The sequence below is a fragment of the Shewanella putrefaciens genome (genome assembly GCF_016406325.1).
In the GTDB taxonomy this organism is placed as follows: Bacteria; Pseudomonadota; Gammaproteobacteria; order Enterobacterales; family Shewanellaceae; genus Shewanella; species Shewanella putrefaciens.
Map to the genome: position 1 here is coordinate 2645891 of NZ_CP066370.1, position 16821 is coordinate 2662711.

Here is a 16821-nt window from a genome sequence, read left to right on the forward strand (position 1 = left end):
TTTAAGCAACAAATCCCTACAAAATAAAAACAGCCTCAAATGAGGCTGTTTTTATTAAAAAATTGTAGAACAATCTGCTTATTCCTAGATTAATTTAGCGTTTTTGCAGGATCACGCTGCCGATGGAGTAACCCGCACCAAAGGAGCTTAATAGACCTAAATCGCCAGCCTTAAAATCGCTGGAATATTTATGAAATGCAATCACAGAACCTGCCGATGCCGTATTGGCATATTCATCTAACACCACTGGCGCTTGCTCCGGCGATACCTCATCCCCAAGCATTTTTCTTACCACAAATTGGTTCATATTGATGTTAGCTTGGTGCAACCACAACCGTTTGAAGGACTGTGGCGTTAATGCTTGCTCGGCCAGATGTTCATCCAAATGCTGATAAATCATCGGCAAGAGTTCTTTAAATACTTTGCGCCCTTGTTGGTGGAATAACTTGTCGGCTTGATGTGCCGAACTCGGATCGCAGCGATTTAAAAAGCCAAAATTACTGCGAATATTGTTTGAGTAATCGGTGAAGCAACGGCTTGAGAGAATCGTAAAGCCTTTATTGGGCTCGACTAAACTCTGCTCTTCAAGTACAAGGGCCGTCGCCACATCGCCAAAGATAAAATGGCTATCACGGTCGCGATAATTCACCTGCGCCGAGCAAATTTCGGGGTTGATCACTAGCACTCTTGAGGCAGAACCTGTCGCAATCGCATTAGCAGCCGCAACAATCGCAAAGGTCGCCGATGAACAAGCCACCTGCATATCGTAACCGTAACCCCGCGTACCAAGGGCGCGTTGGATTTCAATCGCCATCGCGGGATAAGCGCGCTGAGTATAAGCACAGGCAACAATCACAAGATCAATTTGCTCCGCCTTAAGATTGGCATTGTTTAGCGCCATCAGCGCCGCCTCAACCCCTATTTCAGCCTGCATTGATAACTCGTCGCTACTGCGTTCAGGAATGAGCGGCATCATAATTTCAGGATCGAGTATGCCCTCTTTCACCATCACATATCTGTGCTTAATCCCAGATGCTTTTTCAATAAACTCACTTGATGAATAGGATAAGGCCGCAACATGGCCTTGTTCAATTAAGCCTGCATTTTCAAGATTGAAAATATCAACATAGGCATTGAAGCTTTCAACCAAAGCTTCATTGGAAATACTGTAGGGCGGCGTAAATAAGCCACTCCCAGAAATAACGACCTGTTTCATAGGTGCTCCGAACGGGTGCTTGTTGTAAGGTGAGCAGACGTAGAAGGATCATTCGTCAGCACAGGCATCACATCTTGACGCTGTGCTTGCTGCTCTAATCGTTGCTTTTTATGCATTTGCACTAAGTCTATCACGACTGTTGAAGATATTTTATCTTGGATCCCCTGCCGATTGGGATCCCAAAATATTTGCATAAAGCCAAGTAAGCCTGTGGTAAAACCGGCGGCATAGCCTCCATAACGACCAAACGCGGCCCATAAACTGATATTGGCACCATCAAGTTGAATCACCTGAATACCCAGTATTTTCTTACCTAAGGTTTGGCCATCGAACCGCGCAGTAAAAACGGTAAAGTAAAATGCGGCCCAACCAAAGCCTAGTCCCATATCACTCATAAAGCCCTTAATCCAAGCGATAATACTATGGCGAGTAGCTTCATCCTCATCGCTACTTGTTGTGCGAGAAGATTGAGAAGCGGCGAGTTCGATATCCGCCGTACGGTGTGGTGATTGAGCGGAAGATAGGGATTGATTTGATATGGGTTCGAGTGGGGAGCCAGTCGTAGCCAACTCAGTGTGAAGTGTTATAACAGGCCAAAGAGTGCCGTTAAGGACGTCCTCCCGCAATTTAGCGCGATCTTCTGTCGGTAGACTGCTGTCTGCGATGGTTTGTAAAACCATTTCCCGTAACTCTATGTCCTTCATTCCATTTGATCTCGCAACACGCTCTGTCGTTGTCCGTAAAGCTTGAATTTGGGTCTTACCGCAATCGTAGCTGGTACACTGGTTTAACGAAATCAATGCGGGTAGCGATCTAATCACTTGTTCTCCTACGGCCAACTGCGACTCGGTTTGCTCATCATGTTTACCGACTGAGGTATTTAGATTAAACAGATTACCCACTGTGGTAAGCAGCATAAAAGCTAACAGCGCAGCATAAAGTCCCCATTTGAGTAGACGACCAAACTTACGACTGCGCTTTTCAATCCAGATAATGCCGATCACCAGCAAGATAAACATCCAATCCATCTGTTCGGCTAACACAGTGATTAACAAACCATCAATCATGATGGCTAATGCCCGCTTTAGCGGCGTTGCCAATGGGGTATATAGCACGGTTTGTGCAATGGTAAATGCCCTTGGTGTTACCATTGTTTTTGGGTCTTCACCCAAATCCATTTGCTGTTGCTTCATCTTTGCGCTTGTCCAATACGAGTGGTAGGCTTGTTTTACGATTGAAACATCAAGGCGTTATCCTTAAGAATGCAACAATCTTTTTTTATGTTAGCAAGAGGTTAACACAGTTAAACTGGCTGCCAATCAGGGTTTGCGAATAACAGAGAACCCTTTAATAACTAAATCGAATAAAGAAGAACAAACAATCACTTCTCAAAGCGCCACAGCCGATTATGATTCAATAGTGCCAACATAGGAGCAAGCAATCCATGAGCAAAATTTTCGAAGACAATTCATATACTATCGGTAATACACCGCTAGTACGTTTAAACCGCGTTAGCCAAGGTAAAGTACTGGCTAAAGTCGAAGCACGTAACCCAAGTTTCAGTGTTAAATGCCGTATCGGCGCCAATATGATTTGGGATGCCGAGAAAAAGGGGTTACTGACGAAAGATCACGAACTGATTGAGCCAACTTCTGGCAATACAGGTATTGCGTTGGCGTATGTTGCTGCAGCCCGTGGCTATAAGCTGACCTTAACCATGCCAAATACCATGAGTTTAGAGCGCCGTAAGCTGCTCAAAGCACTTGGTGCGAACCTTGTGCTGACTGAGGGCGCAAAGGGCATGAAAGGCGCAATTGATAAAGCAGAAGAAATTCGTCAATCAGCACCTGAAAAATATATTTTACTGCAGCAGTTTAATAACCCTGCAAACCCAGAAATCCATGAAAAAACCACAGGTCCAGAAATCTGGAATGATACCGATGGTGAAGTAGATGTGTTTGTTGCTGGTGTAGGCACTGGCGGTACTATCACAGGTGTGAGCCGTTACTTGAAAAAAGTGGCTGGCAAAACCATTACTTCTGTTGCGGTTGAACCAGCTGACTCTCCAGTTATCACTCAAACCTTAGCGGGATTACCAGTCCAACCCGGTCCACATAAAATCCAAGGTATTGGTGCTGGCTTTATCCCTGGCAACTTAGATCTGGAATTGATTGACCGCGTTGAAGCCGTTACCAACGATGAGGCCATCGAAATGGCACGCCGCTTAATGCAAGAAGAAGGCATTTTAGTGGGTATTTCATCGGGGGCTGCTGTGGTTGCGGCAAACCGTATTGCTGCATTACCAGAATTTGCAGATAAAACCATTGTAGTGGTATTGCCATCGGCAGCAGAACGCTATTTATCTTCTGTTTTATTCCAAGGCCAATTTGGCGACGAAGAAAACATTCAATAGTGACTAAACTCATACAAAATACCCGGCTATGGCTGGGTATTTTTATATTTGAAATTCAATTAACTACATTATGCTTTTAATGGAAAGGACAATTTCATACATCAAGTAGGACACAGTTCATAGTTCTTTATCACTAAACAGACTTTCAAGGCAGAGTTCGCTATAAAGGGAACATCGCAAGTCTACTCATTCTTTTTTATGCCGTTCTATCATACACCTCGCAATATAAGCGCCTTCGATGCTAAATTTGAAGCTCAAAAAATCGCCTTTGGTCCCATTAGTTTTCAAGTGGCTCACTGCCTACTCAAGTTTGATATTTTGGCCACGATTGATAAAGCTGCTGAAGACGGGATCAGTTTGGCAGAGTTATGCCTATCCTCAACACTCAGTGAATACGCCCTCAGTGTCTTACTCGATATGGGGTTAAGCATGGGGTTAATTTGGCGAAATGATTCAGCTTATGTGCTCGATAAAACAGGATATTTTTTGCTACATGATGATATGGCTGCTATCAATCTTCATTTTATCCAAGATGTTTGCTACCAAGGTCTGTTTAAGTTAGATAATGCCTTGCTCGAGGGAAAAGCCGCTGGACTCGACGTATTTGGTGATTGGAAGACGATTTATCCCGCACTAAAGGATTTGCCCCCCCAAAGCCAAAGAAAGTTGGTTTGCCTTTGATCATTACTATTCTGATCATGCCTTCCCACAGCTTTTACCCTTAGTATTTGCCCACAACCCCAAACACTTAGTCGATGTTGGTGGAAATACCGGAAAATGGGCACTGAGCTGTTGTCAATACAATCCAGAGGTTGAAGTGACTATCATGGATTTTCCTGGACAGCTTGACGTTGCCTCTGAGCATGCCACAGCCCAAGGCTATACCTCCCGTTTGCATACCTTTGCCACCGATCTACTGGATGAATCTAGCCCCTTTGTTGAAGGCGCAGACGCCTATTGGATGAGCCAGTTTTTAGATTGCTTCTCTAAAGCACAAATACTAAGCATCTTGCAGCGCACCGCCAAAGCGATGACCATGGATAGCCAACTCTTTATCGTCGAAACCTTTTGGGATAGACAACCCTGTGCCGCTTCAGCCTATTGTGTCAATGCTACTAGCCTCTATTTCAGTGCAATAGCGAATGGCAATAGCCGTATGTACCACTCAAAGGATTTATTAACCCTATTGCATCAAGCGGGGCTGTATGTCGATGAAGATATCGACAATCTCGGTCTTGGGCATACTCTGCTTCGCTGTAAGCTAAAACCAACTAAGTAAGTAAAACTTACTATACGAATAAATATAATCAATTTTATTTAACACAAAGGACGGATGTAAACTGAGGTCATTAAAACAGAACTCTCCATCGAGACAATGTTAAGTAACGTCAGTATTGAGAGGTAGTTAAAATGACTTCAAAACGTAAACGCTGGACTGCACAAGCCGCTAAATTACCAAGCCCAATGGCAGGTTTAGCCCTTGCCATTGCGAGCTTAGGTTGGACCTGGGAGAATATGGTGCCCTCACTGAATGGCATGGGGCAACTGACAGGCGCACTCATCGGTGCGGTTTTGTTATTACTGCTCACGGGGAAATTTCTACTTCATCCCAATATTCTAATCAATGAACTAAGCCACCCCGTCGTTGGCAGTGTGATCCCCACATTTGCAATGGCACTGATGGTGATTTCAAAGATGCTAGGTCACTACGCCCCCAATGCAGGGTTAGCATTATGGCTTGTTGCCATCATTATGCATGTCATTTTTCTAGGAGCGTTTATTTACTATCGCGCCATTGATTTTAAATTGGAACATATGGTGCCAAGTTGGTTTGTGCCCCCCATTGGTATCATAGTTGCGGCGGTGTCTTTTCCCTCACAAGGCTATCAATGGCTCGTTAATGCTATTTTAGTCTTTGGAATGCTAGCCTACCTCGTGATGCTTCCCCTTATGCTATACCGCCTTATTTTTTGTCAGCCAGTACCTGATGCGGCTAAACCCACAATAGCCATTCTGGCAGCGCCTGCCAGTTTATCATTAGCAGGTTACTTAACCGTATCCCAACAGCCTGCCATTGCACTGGTTGCATTATTACTCAGCATTGCGGTTCTGATGACGAGCATTATCTATTTAGCATTTTTTCACCTACTAAAACTCCCTTTTAGCCCAGGGTATGCAGCATTTACTTTTCCTATGGTGATAGGTGCTACTGCACTCTTTAAAACTTCAACTTGGCTGATGCAATTTAGCGATTTTTTAGCATTAGCCATGTGGATAAAATATTTAGCAGATGTGGAATTAGTGATTGCCACTCTGGTTGTTATCTACGTCGCATTGCGATACCTAACGCACTACTTCCCTTATGAATATAAAACTAAAGTAGTTGAACAAATATCTACCATGGACAGTAAATAAGTGTCGATAACAATATTGAGTTAGATTTGTTGCAAAGCAATGCCACTATATCTGATAACTTCTTATCACTCATGCCTAGTTATGATATTAAAAATAGGCTAAAGATGAATAAGTATTCACATTAAAATAAAGTTAAACAGAGTGGCATTGCGTATAATATTTGATTGCAATTAATCCTTAGTTTTATTTAAAGCAGCACTATGTGAAAACATCAACAAACCAAACAAAGACAACAAATCAAACCGTACACCACCACTAATTAACAGCAGCAAGAAAAACAGTATTACATTCGATATATACAAAAATTTAAATATATAAATATTTTTAGCAAAAAATGTAAAAAAGTATGATTTCAAGCCAGCCAACAACAACACTTGCACCAAACAATAAATAAACAATAAAATTGAACATTTGAAACAATTAATCATCAAAGTCGCACAAATATAAACAACAGCAACATATCTTAACATGCAAATGTATCTATTAAACATCCAAAATCACTTTTACCGACCACCCCTCCTTAAAAACACTTCAAACAAACAAACTTGCAACATTATTATCTAAATTTACAATGTTGCACTTGTTATTTTCTTGTGGTTATATCCTGAGCCTAATTAAATGGAATACTGATTTATTACATAAGTAACCATTTAAGAAGAAAAATAAAAATTAAATAAACAAGTGTTAAGGGAGAATAAAATGCGCGCGAATTCTACATTAGCCAAAGCGGTTCGCTTTGCGTTAATAAGCGGTGCTACTACTGCAGTATTATCGACATCGGTTGCTATTGCTGCTGAAGATGGAGCAAAAGTTGAACGTATCGAAGTCACAGGTTCTCGTATAATCAGAGAAGGGGCGATCGCTCCAACTCCTGTAACGGTCATTACTGGCGATGAACTCTTATCAACAGGCGTAACCAATATTGGTGAGGCACTGAACCAATTACCCGCCTTAGGCAACACCTATTCCTTAGCCAACTCAGGTCGCTTTATCGGTACATCAGGCTTAAACCTTTTAGATTTAAGAAGCATGGGTACTGACAGAACTCTTGTACTCGTAAACGGTAAGCGCCATGTTGCCAGTTCTGCAGGAACGTCTTCAGTAGATGTCAATACTATCCCTAGTGTCTGGATTGAAAAGGTCGAAGTTATTACTGGTGGGGCATCAGCAATTTATGGTGCAGATGCTGTTACTGGTGTTGTAAACTTTATTTTGAAAAAAGATGTAGAAGGATTGGATGTTTCCGCCACTAAAGGTTGGGCTGGAGATAATCCACTCTCTAAAGATCGTGTTGCATTATCCTATGGTACTAATTTCGATCAAAATCGTGGTAATGTCGCTTTTGCTGTTGAATATAGCGCACAAAATCAATTAAAAGCATTCGATCGTGATGAAACATCTACCTCATTTACCAACCTAAAAAATACCAATCGCCCAATTGGCCCAGATGGTAAACCTATTGATTCTAATCATCCATCAGATCCTGATAAATATTACACCCCTAATGGTGGCCATTACACAATCAGTAATGCAGGAACCTTCTTCTTAGATGGCTGGAAAACTTTCAATCCAGATGGCTCATTACGCGATGTTTATTCTGGCCCTAAAGTAGATGGAATTTACTGTGTCGATTGTGATTATACAAACTTAAATCAGTTTGTGGAGTTACAGCCAGAATTTGAACGTTATAATATAAACTTCAAAACAAACTACCAGCTTAATGACAATATGAATGCGTATTTCGAAGCAAAATATGTCAATAGCCAAGCATCAAATGAAGGCCAACCTGCATTCTTCTTCGGTAGAGATAGTGTAAATATTTTAAAAAATACCGATGTAAAAATTGATAATGCATTTATTAGCCCTGAACTTGTGGCATTAATGAAAGCGAATAAAGATGCTCAGGGCAATCCTGCGCCATTAGACACCATCAATATTCGTCGTTTTATGACAGACCTGGGTCAACGTATAGAAGATGATACCCGTGAAACACAACGCTATGTTCTCGGTCTTGAGGGCTTAGTTTTTGAAGATTGGGATTACGATGTATATGGTGTATATGGCCAAACAGATTTAGAACGAGTTAATAAAAACAACCTCGTGTTAGCTAATTATCAACATGCATTAGATTCCATCAATGTAGATGGAATTGCTGTATGTCGTGATGAAGATGCAAGAGCTGCTGGATGTGTTCCTCTAGATATTTTTGGATTTGGAAAACCAAGCCAAGCAGCTATCGATTACGTTAATACGACTTCAACAGGTACATCTGTCATCAAACAAACTGTCCTTGGAGGCTCTTTAACCAACTCGGCTTTATTTGATATGCCAGCTGGTGTAGTTGGTTTTTCAACAGGCGTTGAATATCGTAAAGAAGAAAGTGAAATTTTCGAACCAGCAAATGCTGCAGGTACTTTCTTCAATGCGCTAGGTGAAGATAAAGGCGATTTCGATGTTAAAGAAGTATTCGCTGAAGTCAGTGTGCCATTACTGGCTGATCTTCCTATGATTCGTCAACTTGATATGGAGTTAGCAGTCCGTTTTGCAGATTACAGCACTATCGGTAACGCCACCACTTGGAAAGCGGGATTAAGTTGGGAAGTGAATGATGACCTGCGTATTCGCTCAACTTATTCTGAAGCGATTAGAGCTCCTAATATCAGTGAATTATATGGTGCAGAGAGCCAAACCTTCTTCAGTATTGAGGATGCCTGTCGCACTAAATATTTAAATGACTTAAGTAATCCTGATATACGCAAGGCTAACTGCGCAGCACTAGGGGTTCCTAGTGATTTTAACTCCGATTATGACTCAAAAAGAGTTGAGGGAGTTAGTAGCGGCAATAGAGCATTAGATCCTGAGGAATCAAAAAGCTATACTGTAGGGCTTGCATATCAACCCAATTTCATCGATGGACTATCGATTACAACTGACTACTGGAATATCACGATTGACGACGCTATTAGTGCTGTAAGCGCACAAAATATCATCGATCGCTGTGTAGATTCAGCTTCAGGTATTAATAACGAGTATTGTGCATTAATAACGAGGAATCCAACAACAAACGAAATCACATCCATTAGACAGTCATCACTCAATATCGCATCCTTAGAGGCTGCAGGTATTGACTTTGATATTGGCTATAACTTTGATGCATTCGGTGGGGATTTCCGTACAAACTTAATTGCAACTCGTTTGCTTAAACGCAAAGACTATTCATTCCAAGATGATCCTAATGATTTTGAAGAATTAGCAGGAACTTTGGGCTATGCGAAGTGGCAAGCTAATTGGTCTTTAAACTACTCGATCGCCCAATGGAGCGCGAACTGGAGAACACGTTTTATTGATGGTGTAAGCCTCTACACTGACAAAGAACTTGCTCGCAATGCAAACCCAAGTAGCAATATGGAATATGGTGTTTATTTTATCAGCGATATTTCTGTGGCCTATGCGTTCGACTCTGGTGTGACCTTGAAATTTGGTATAGATAACGTGCTTGATCGCGACTTGCCATATGGAACAACAGGTACGAGTGCTGGTGCCGCAGCATATGACAACGTTGGACGTTTCTTCCATACAACGGCAAGCTTTAAATTTTAATTAGCAGTTAGTAATAAAAACGGCATCCTTGGATGCCGTTTTTATTCAGTTATATAGCGTTCATTAACAATATTACAATCCTTTGTTATCTCTAAAACTAACTCAAATCTAGCTAAATCCTAAATAGTGCGCACCAATTACTAGTACGCTTGAGACGAGCATCAGCAATAACATAAAACGCCACACAAATTTGAGCCAGTTGCCCCAGTCAACACGGCATACTCCAAGGGTTGCCATTAAAGAAGCTGAAGTCGGAACAATGATATTGGTGAGCCCATCTCCCAGTTGGAATGCCAACACTGACACTTGCCGCGTCACACCAACAATATCTGATAATGGAGCCATCAAAGGCATAGTCAATGCGGCTTGGCCTGAACCTGAAGTCACGAAAAAATTAAATACGGACTGGAATAGCAGCATAAACCACGCAGATAACGCATCGGGTAATTGCCCTATTACACCACCAGCACTGCTTAAAATGGTATTTAGTACGCTCGGCTGGGTCGGTTCGCCACCACCTAGCAGCAATAATATGCCTGATGCGCAACCAACAAGCAGAGCAGGCTCTAACATTGTTTTAGCGCCCTCTTTAAAACTCTGTGCCACCTTGTTTAGCGTCATCCCATTGAGGTTAAAAATCGAGCCAATCACGCCCGCGACTATTCCCATAGTAAAAAATTGACTCGCAATTTCGGGGATAAACCAAGCGTTGGCAACCACGCCCCAAATAACCCAGATCATAGTCAACACTAACGTAAGTAGAATTAAACCATCGCCAAGATTAAAACGGCTCTCAAGTTTTACATTGGCGTGATGCTCACGAAAAAATGCATCAGACTGATAACTATGGGATAAGGTAGGATTTTGCTGAATGCGATGGGCATAGCGCATCGTAAAAATAATGCCAAATAAGGTAAAGCCAACCCACATGGGAAAGCGGAAATCACTGCCGGATAATACTGGAATACCCGCAATACCTTGAGCAATTGCCACACTAAAAGGATTCATCCATGAGCTAGCAAAACCGATTTGGGTTGCAACATAAGTTACCATTACAGTGGTAATGCCGTCATAGCCTAAACGGATCATCAACGGACAGATAATAATGGCAAAGGCAATCGCCTCTTCTCCCATACCAAATACCGCGCCACCCAAGGAAAACAAGGTAAATATCACGGGAATAAACAATTTCTCATTACCGCGGGTTTTATCGATTAAGCGCAAAATGCCGTTATCAATGGTACCGGTAGCCATAACGACGCCAAAGGAGCCACCAATCACTAACATAAACATAATAACGCCAATCGCACTCCCCCATTTAGAGCCTGAGGTTAAGCCTTCGAAGGCAAAATTAAAAAATCCTACGCCACCTTCCCCTTTGAATAATGCAACTGGCTGTAACTGGGGCTCACCTATATCATCGAATTGATATGCAAAGGAGTTAGGATCAACCACTGTACGCACTTTTTGCACACCATCAGCCACATAATGCACCTCTTGTGTTTGGAATGAACCAATGGGAATGAGGTACGTGAGCAACCCTGCAACGAAAGCGACAAAAAAGATGATCACTAAGGTATCGGGCATAACTAATTTACCCGAGAGAGATGTAGATAAAGAGGCATCGACAGCCTTAGTTGACTCAGTTGGAGGATTCGTCATAAGTACGCCAGTTTTCTAGTGAATTTAAAGGCCGCACTATAAACCAATGCAAATAAAATCAGTACAAAATATCAATATGACTCCGCAAGGTTCCTCATTCTTTACCTTACTTTTAGCCTATTATCATAGGCTTTAAACCATATCGATAGCACTGCGGATACTTTGTATCTATTTGATAACAAAATGGCTTTACTCCACAGTTAAGGATAAAAAGTGAAGCATCTCTAAAAACTACACTGTTAATTTTAACTTTGCTTGTGAGCAACTCGACACGGCTCTAAAATCATTTCGTCGATCTATCAATAAAATTGATACTTTTCACACCCCCATTTTTCAGCTAGGAGCAAATAAACACATGAAGTACTCACTCAAGCAAATTGCCGTTTTCGATGCTGTTGCCAGCCTTGAAAGTGTGAGTGCCGCAGCCAGAAAACTTTCCATGACACAATCTGCAGTCAGTATGTCCCTCGGCCAACTTGAAAATTTACTCGGCCGTCCACTCTTTATACGTCAGGGAAATAGGCTCACATTAAGTCACTGGGGAAATTGGTTACGTCCAAAAGCAAGACGCCTACTACAAGATGCACAACAAATTGAATTAGGCCTACATGAACAACACTTAATCAGTGGTCGCTTTAAACTTTGTTCCAGCCAGACGGCTGCGGAGCATCTATTACCCGAACTCATCAGCAAGATTGATACGGATTTCCCAGAATTACGCATTGAGTTGATGGTAGAAAACACCGACCATGTTGTTGACGGCTTACTCAACTATGAGTTTGATTTAGGGATCATCGAAGGACGTAACGATGATGTGCGTCTCCATCAAGAGCAATGGTTAGATGATCACTTAGTGGTTATCGCTTCTCCCCACCATCCCTATGCTCGTTATGAAAGCACGAGTTTATCGCAACTTGAACAGGCTAAATGGGTACTGAGGGAGCAAGGCGCAGGTACAAGACGTATTTTTGATGGTGCTATTCATGGCGTTATTGAAAAATTAAACGTCTGGAAAGAATATGAACACGTCCCACTACTCAAGGCGTTAGTAAAGAATGGTCCCTATTTAAGCAGCTTGCCTTTTTTGGATGTTGAAAAAGATGTCGCTAATGGTGAACTCGTTATTCTGTCGACACCACAACTCAATATGAAACGGCATTTATCATTTATTTGGCGTACAGATTCAGGCGAAAATCCACTCAGGGACTGCGTTATCACTGAAGCAAGACGCTTAAGTCGTCATCGACAAATTACAATTAAACGCTAATACCTTTATACCGAAGCAAGAAAATGAAAACCCCGAAACAACCCTGCTTGTTTCGGGGTTAAATTAACAGCGATCAAACTTAATCGTAAAAAGCACCACAAACCGCTTTGGCAATCTCTTCTCGAGTCACCATCCCACACAACTTACCCTGCTCTATCACCGGAAAAGCACTTGGCTTAGTGGCATAGGCATGGCGCAGCCGTTCTTCATAACTTTGATAGGTACTCGCAATCATCAGTCCGCTATCCGTTACAGGAAACAACTTTTGACGATCAACAACCATTAACTCAATTAATGCATCCAGTGGATCCTTAGGAGAGACAGTTAACACCTCGGTTTGCATTAAATCAGCCACTTTATCAGGCACACCTCGGGTAAACTCCTGTGCCCAAAGACTTCGTAATAAATCTTGTTGTGAAATAAACCCCACTAATGCTTGTTTATCATCGACCACAGGCGCAGAGCGAACATTTGCATCACTTAATAATTTTAAACCTGCATAAACAGATTGATCGGCACTTAGCGTGATGGGATGTCTGTCCATCACATCACTCACACACATTTTAGGAATAGATTTTGAAACCGCTTTGGCATTTAACATAGTAGGTTGATCTCCGGCAGAAATAGAATAAATATGAGCATCAGGACTTATTGATAACGCAGGCTCATTAGCAAGCGCGGTATCCGTTGGCATATCGTTGCTTAAGTAAGAAGAAGTCGCAGTCAATGCATTGACTAAGGTTAGTGTTGGGGTGTGGCGCTCAATGTTTGATGGGTGTTGAGGTTTGGCTTGCTCAATCCACCAATAACCGAGTCCCACAAAAATGCCACCACCAACAATATTGCCCAGTGTCACCGGAATAAGATTCTTAATGACAAAGTGGCTGAGGGTTAAATCACTGAATTGCGCGGCATCAATAGCTGCTGAGGTAAAAAACGTCTGATCAGCAAAAAGATGAATGGCAATTCCTAGGGGTACCATAAACAGATTAGCGATGCTGTGCTCAAAACCACTGCTCACAAACATGGCGACTGGCAACATCAGTAATATCGCTTTGGTTAACGCATCACGGCTCGCAAAGGTCATCCATACCCCTAAGCAAACCAACATGTTACAAAGGATCCCTAAACTAAATGCCTGAAACCAGCCGTGATGTAATTTATGCTGAGCGATCGTTAGGGCATTTATCCCCCAGCGTCCCCCGTCGAGCAGATACATACGGGCAGACATAATCAGTAGCAACATCACCATTGCACCGAGTAGATTACCTAGGTAGACCCGCGTCCAGCACATAACAAGTTGTTTAGTCGTGACTTTCTTTTGTGCCCAAGCAACAGAACTCAACACGGTACTCGTGAACAGCTCGCCGCCACAAATCACCACCAACATCAGTCCCAAACTAAAAGCTAACCCTCCCGCTAAGCGTACAAGCCCCCAAGCACTCCCAGACGCCCCCGTTGTTACTGTGATATAAAATACAAATGCTAAGGCAATAAAACCGCCTGCAAATGCTGCCAAACCAAATGATTGCCAAGCAGATTTAGCTACCTTACTTTGCCCATAGTGTTCAGCATGTTGATAAAGACTTCGCTTATCAGGCTCAGTCTTTCCGTTATGATGTGGATTGAATGGTGTTGGCGAGCTGAGATGAGGTTGCGCCCTCATATGAGCATCATAATGTGATGCCTTCATCTCAGTTAGCTCCAACACTGAATATTTTCGGGGAAAATAGCGTTAACAACATAAATTTCTCCAGTAATTTCATTGCCCTGTGAATAGTGCAATCAAACAATAACCTGAAGAATCACTCAATAAAATTGGGTAATAATGATAGGAACCATCAATAACCCTGATAACAAAACCTCATTCAAACTAGAATGTTAAAATGCAAAAAATACTTAACACTACACATTACCTATTGTTTTAAATAACAAAATAATATAAATTCAGAATTCACCACCTATTAATCAAGATCTTTAGCTAAAAAGCACTCACTTAGCCAATGATACTTATCGATTACATTATCACCTCACCCCCTCCTATTTTGTCCCGTAGCAGGACATTATCAGCCCACTTGATAATGAAACATCTGCCTTTTACATCTCAGAGAAAACGATAAAAAAACACACCTTGCCTCACACTTATTCATACACACCTACTGATCTAACTCACAATCAGGACTTGTATTTCAAGCAGCCTCAAATTCCCACCCTATTTAGCTGCGCTATAACACAGAATCACTGCCAAATGTGATCAATAGGTAACGCAATATGCATGCCTAAGCGGCAATTTTTATCGTTATCCCACCTAAGTTGTTAAGTGCCTCCCAAATCCCTAAAACAGGTGTTTCAGATTTATTGATACCTAGTGATGACATTAATTACCTATGTTAAGATTTAACAGGTAAATTGGTCAGACCAATTTACGCATTAGGAACACGACAGAATGAGGACAAATTGGGGTGAATAACTTGTCCGCATCGACGACTAAAAAGTGACTACTCTTTAGCTTGCTAAGCAACAAGCAAAAGCAGTTACCAAAATCATGGAACACGCTCGGTTGTCATCAAATGATGAATCACAATGTTCTTTTCGGAGAATGAGAAACTATGTCTGAAACAGTCAAAAAAGAAGAAAGGGAAGCCTCAGAGCGGACTTACAGAGAGCTGCACCGTCCAGCGTCTCAGTTTGTCACTCGCGAAGCGTATTTGGAGCATGAGCTTAAAATCATGAAACCAAGACGCTGGGGATTAAATTTACCGGGTCGCGACTTTCGTTTCGAGTGGGAGGACTTAGTCCCCGCATTAGCTGGAACTATCGGAATTACCGTAATGTATTCAGCGGTGATGGCAGCATGGGCAGCAGGATTAACTGAACGGTGGGAACATATCAATTTAGGGGCAGAGTTTGCCATCCAAGTTGTCCGTGTTGAAATGCTTATCCCCGCGTTACTCTTCTGTATCATTAGTTCTGGTTTTATTAATCCTCGCGCTAACTTAGGTGGTAATCACGGCCCAATGATCCCCTTAATTGGTGCCATCGCTTTAGCGGGCGCACACCCACTTGCATTAGCCATGCTGATTGGGATATTTGGTCTCATTCTCAGTTATTTTAAGGGAGGATCGCGGCTCGTTAACCTGACAAGTGGCGGTGTAGCAGGGGGATTATTGGTGTTCCTCGGTTTTATGGGCGCCAAAAGCCAAATTGGTTCACTCTTCGAGTGGGCTGGCGGTTTACAGGCCAAACATAGCTTAGATTACTCACTCGGTTATGTGGCTTTTGCAATCTTACTCGTCAATGTCATTTTATATGCTTACCTTGCTAAAGTGGGTAAACGCTGGCTGGCGATTCCACTATGCTCTATCACTGCGATTGCCTTAGCCTTTGGCTTAGGAGCGGGCCTTGATCTGAAATTTGTCACAGAACCAGGGATCCCTAACCTTAACCCTGTCTACTGGTGGGGCTCGACTGAGCATGGATGGCAACTAGGTTTACCTAATACTGCACACTTTATCGCTTCACTGCCCTTTGCCATCTTAGCGGTTGCTATGTGGTCACCGGATTTCTTAGGACATCGTATTTTCCAAGAGCTGAATTACCCTAAAGGCGCGGAAAAAGTGTTAATGGATGTTGATGACACAATGACAACCTGTTCACTGCGCCAAATGGTAGGCACAGCAGTCGGTGGTGGTAACATTACATCATCTTGGGGGACTTATATGATCCCTGCTGCCATTGCAAAACGCCCTATTCCCGCTGGTGCCATTTTACTCGGTAGCCTTTGTATTATTGTCGCAATTATTGGTTATCCAATGGATGTGACGGTATGGCGTCCAGTGATGTCAATAGCATTGTTGGTCGGCGTGTTCTTACCACTGCTTGAAGCAGGCTTACAAATGGTAAAAGACAATTTAAGTAGCCAAGCGGCTGGGATTTGTATTTTTGCCTCTTTTGTTGCCAACCCAGTGCTTGCTTGGGCCTTAACGATGCTGCTTGATAACAATGGTCTTATTGGTGATAAGGAACGTCCAAAAACCTTGTCATTTGCTGACCGAGTCATCATTCCAGGCTTAGCATTTATCATTTGTCTAGCTGCCATGTTAGCCGTTGGGATGATTGAAGGTATCCCTGCACTACTTTGATAAAACCGTTTAGCGCAAGCCAATAATATTGTTGGTTTGCGCTAATGATAGGCACTATTTATTTCGCTGATATATAGTCAATCTGATTGATTTTAAAAACATTTAC

The 16821-nt window shown here is 42.3% G+C and carries 9 protein-coding genes and 1 pseudogene; 6 read left to right on the top strand and 4 right to left on the bottom strand.

The window, feature by feature from the left end; translation table 11 throughout:
• Positions 1-94 precede the first annotated feature (94 nt).
• Both JEZ96_RS11825 and JEZ96_RS11830 read right to left on the bottom strand, forming a co-directional pair.
• Positions 95-1216, bottom strand: coding sequence for a beta-ketoacyl-ACP synthase III (locus tag JEZ96_RS11825; RefSeq protein WP_011788977.1), 1122 nt, complete (start codon positions 1214-1216; stop codon positions 95-97).
• Positions 1213-2409: an RDD family protein gene (locus JEZ96_RS11830; RefSeq protein WP_128090308.1), complete on the bottom strand. Its 1197-nt coding sequence runs from the start codon at positions 2407-2409 to the stop codon at positions 1213-1215. The genes JEZ96_RS11825 and JEZ96_RS11830 overlap by 4 nt, the downstream gene beginning before the upstream one ends.
• A gap of 251 nt (positions 2410-2660) precedes the next feature.
• On the opposite strand from JEZ96_RS11830, the gene cysK reads away from it, so the two are divergent.
• From cysK to JEZ96_RS11850, 4 genes and pseudogenes are all read left to right on the top strand, one after another.
• Positions 2661-3629 carry a cysteine synthase A gene (gene cysK / locus JEZ96_RS11835; protein WP_011788975.1) on the top strand — a complete coding sequence of 323 codons (969 nt, stop codon included), beginning with the start codon at positions 2661-2663 and terminating at the stop codon, positions 3627-3629.
• 198 nt (positions 3630-3827) lie between these two features.
• A pseudogene (locus JEZ96_RS11840) lies at positions 3828-4908 on the top strand (methyltransferase).
• 131 nt (positions 4909-5039) lie between these two features.
• On the top strand, positions 5040-6044 hold the full coding sequence (locus JEZ96_RS11845; protein ID WP_011788973.1) for a TDT family transporter: 1005 nt from the start codon (positions 5040-5042) through the stop codon (positions 6042-6044).
• A gap of 699 nt (positions 6045-6743) precedes the next feature.
• On the top strand, positions 6744-9644 hold the full coding sequence (locus JEZ96_RS11850) for a TonB-dependent receptor domain-containing protein (RefSeq protein WP_011788972.1): 2901 nt from the start codon (positions 6744-6746) through the stop codon (positions 9642-9644).
• A gap of 108 nt (positions 9645-9752) precedes the next feature.
• Here the strand turns inward: JEZ96_RS11850 and yfcC are convergent, their stop codons facing one another.
• Positions 9753-11306, bottom strand: coding sequence for a putative basic amino acid antiporter YfcC (gene yfcC, locus JEZ96_RS11855; protein WP_082785982.1), 1554 nt, complete (start codon positions 11304-11306; stop codon positions 9753-9755).
• Between the two features lie 355 nt (positions 11307-11661).
• On the opposite strand from yfcC, the gene JEZ96_RS11860 reads away from it, so the two are divergent.
• A complete protein-coding gene (locus tag JEZ96_RS11860; protein ID WP_011788970.1) occupies positions 11662-12573 on the top strand; it encodes a LysR family transcriptional regulator in 912 nt (303 codons plus the stop codon).
• 79 nt (positions 12574-12652) lie between these two features.
• On the opposite strand, the gene focA is transcribed toward JEZ96_RS11860, so the two are convergent.
• Entirely contained in the window at positions 12653-14266 is a 1614-nt protein-coding gene (gene focA, locus JEZ96_RS11865) for a formate transporter FocA (RefSeq protein ID WP_025008290.1), read from the bottom strand.
• 916 nt (positions 14267-15182) lie between these two features.
• On the opposite strand from focA, the gene JEZ96_RS11870 reads away from it, so the two are divergent.
• A complete protein-coding gene (locus JEZ96_RS11870) occupies positions 15183-16715 on the top strand; it encodes a DUF3360 family protein (RefSeq protein WP_011788968.1) in 1533 nt (510 codons plus the stop codon).
• Positions 16716-16821 lie beyond the last annotated feature (106 nt).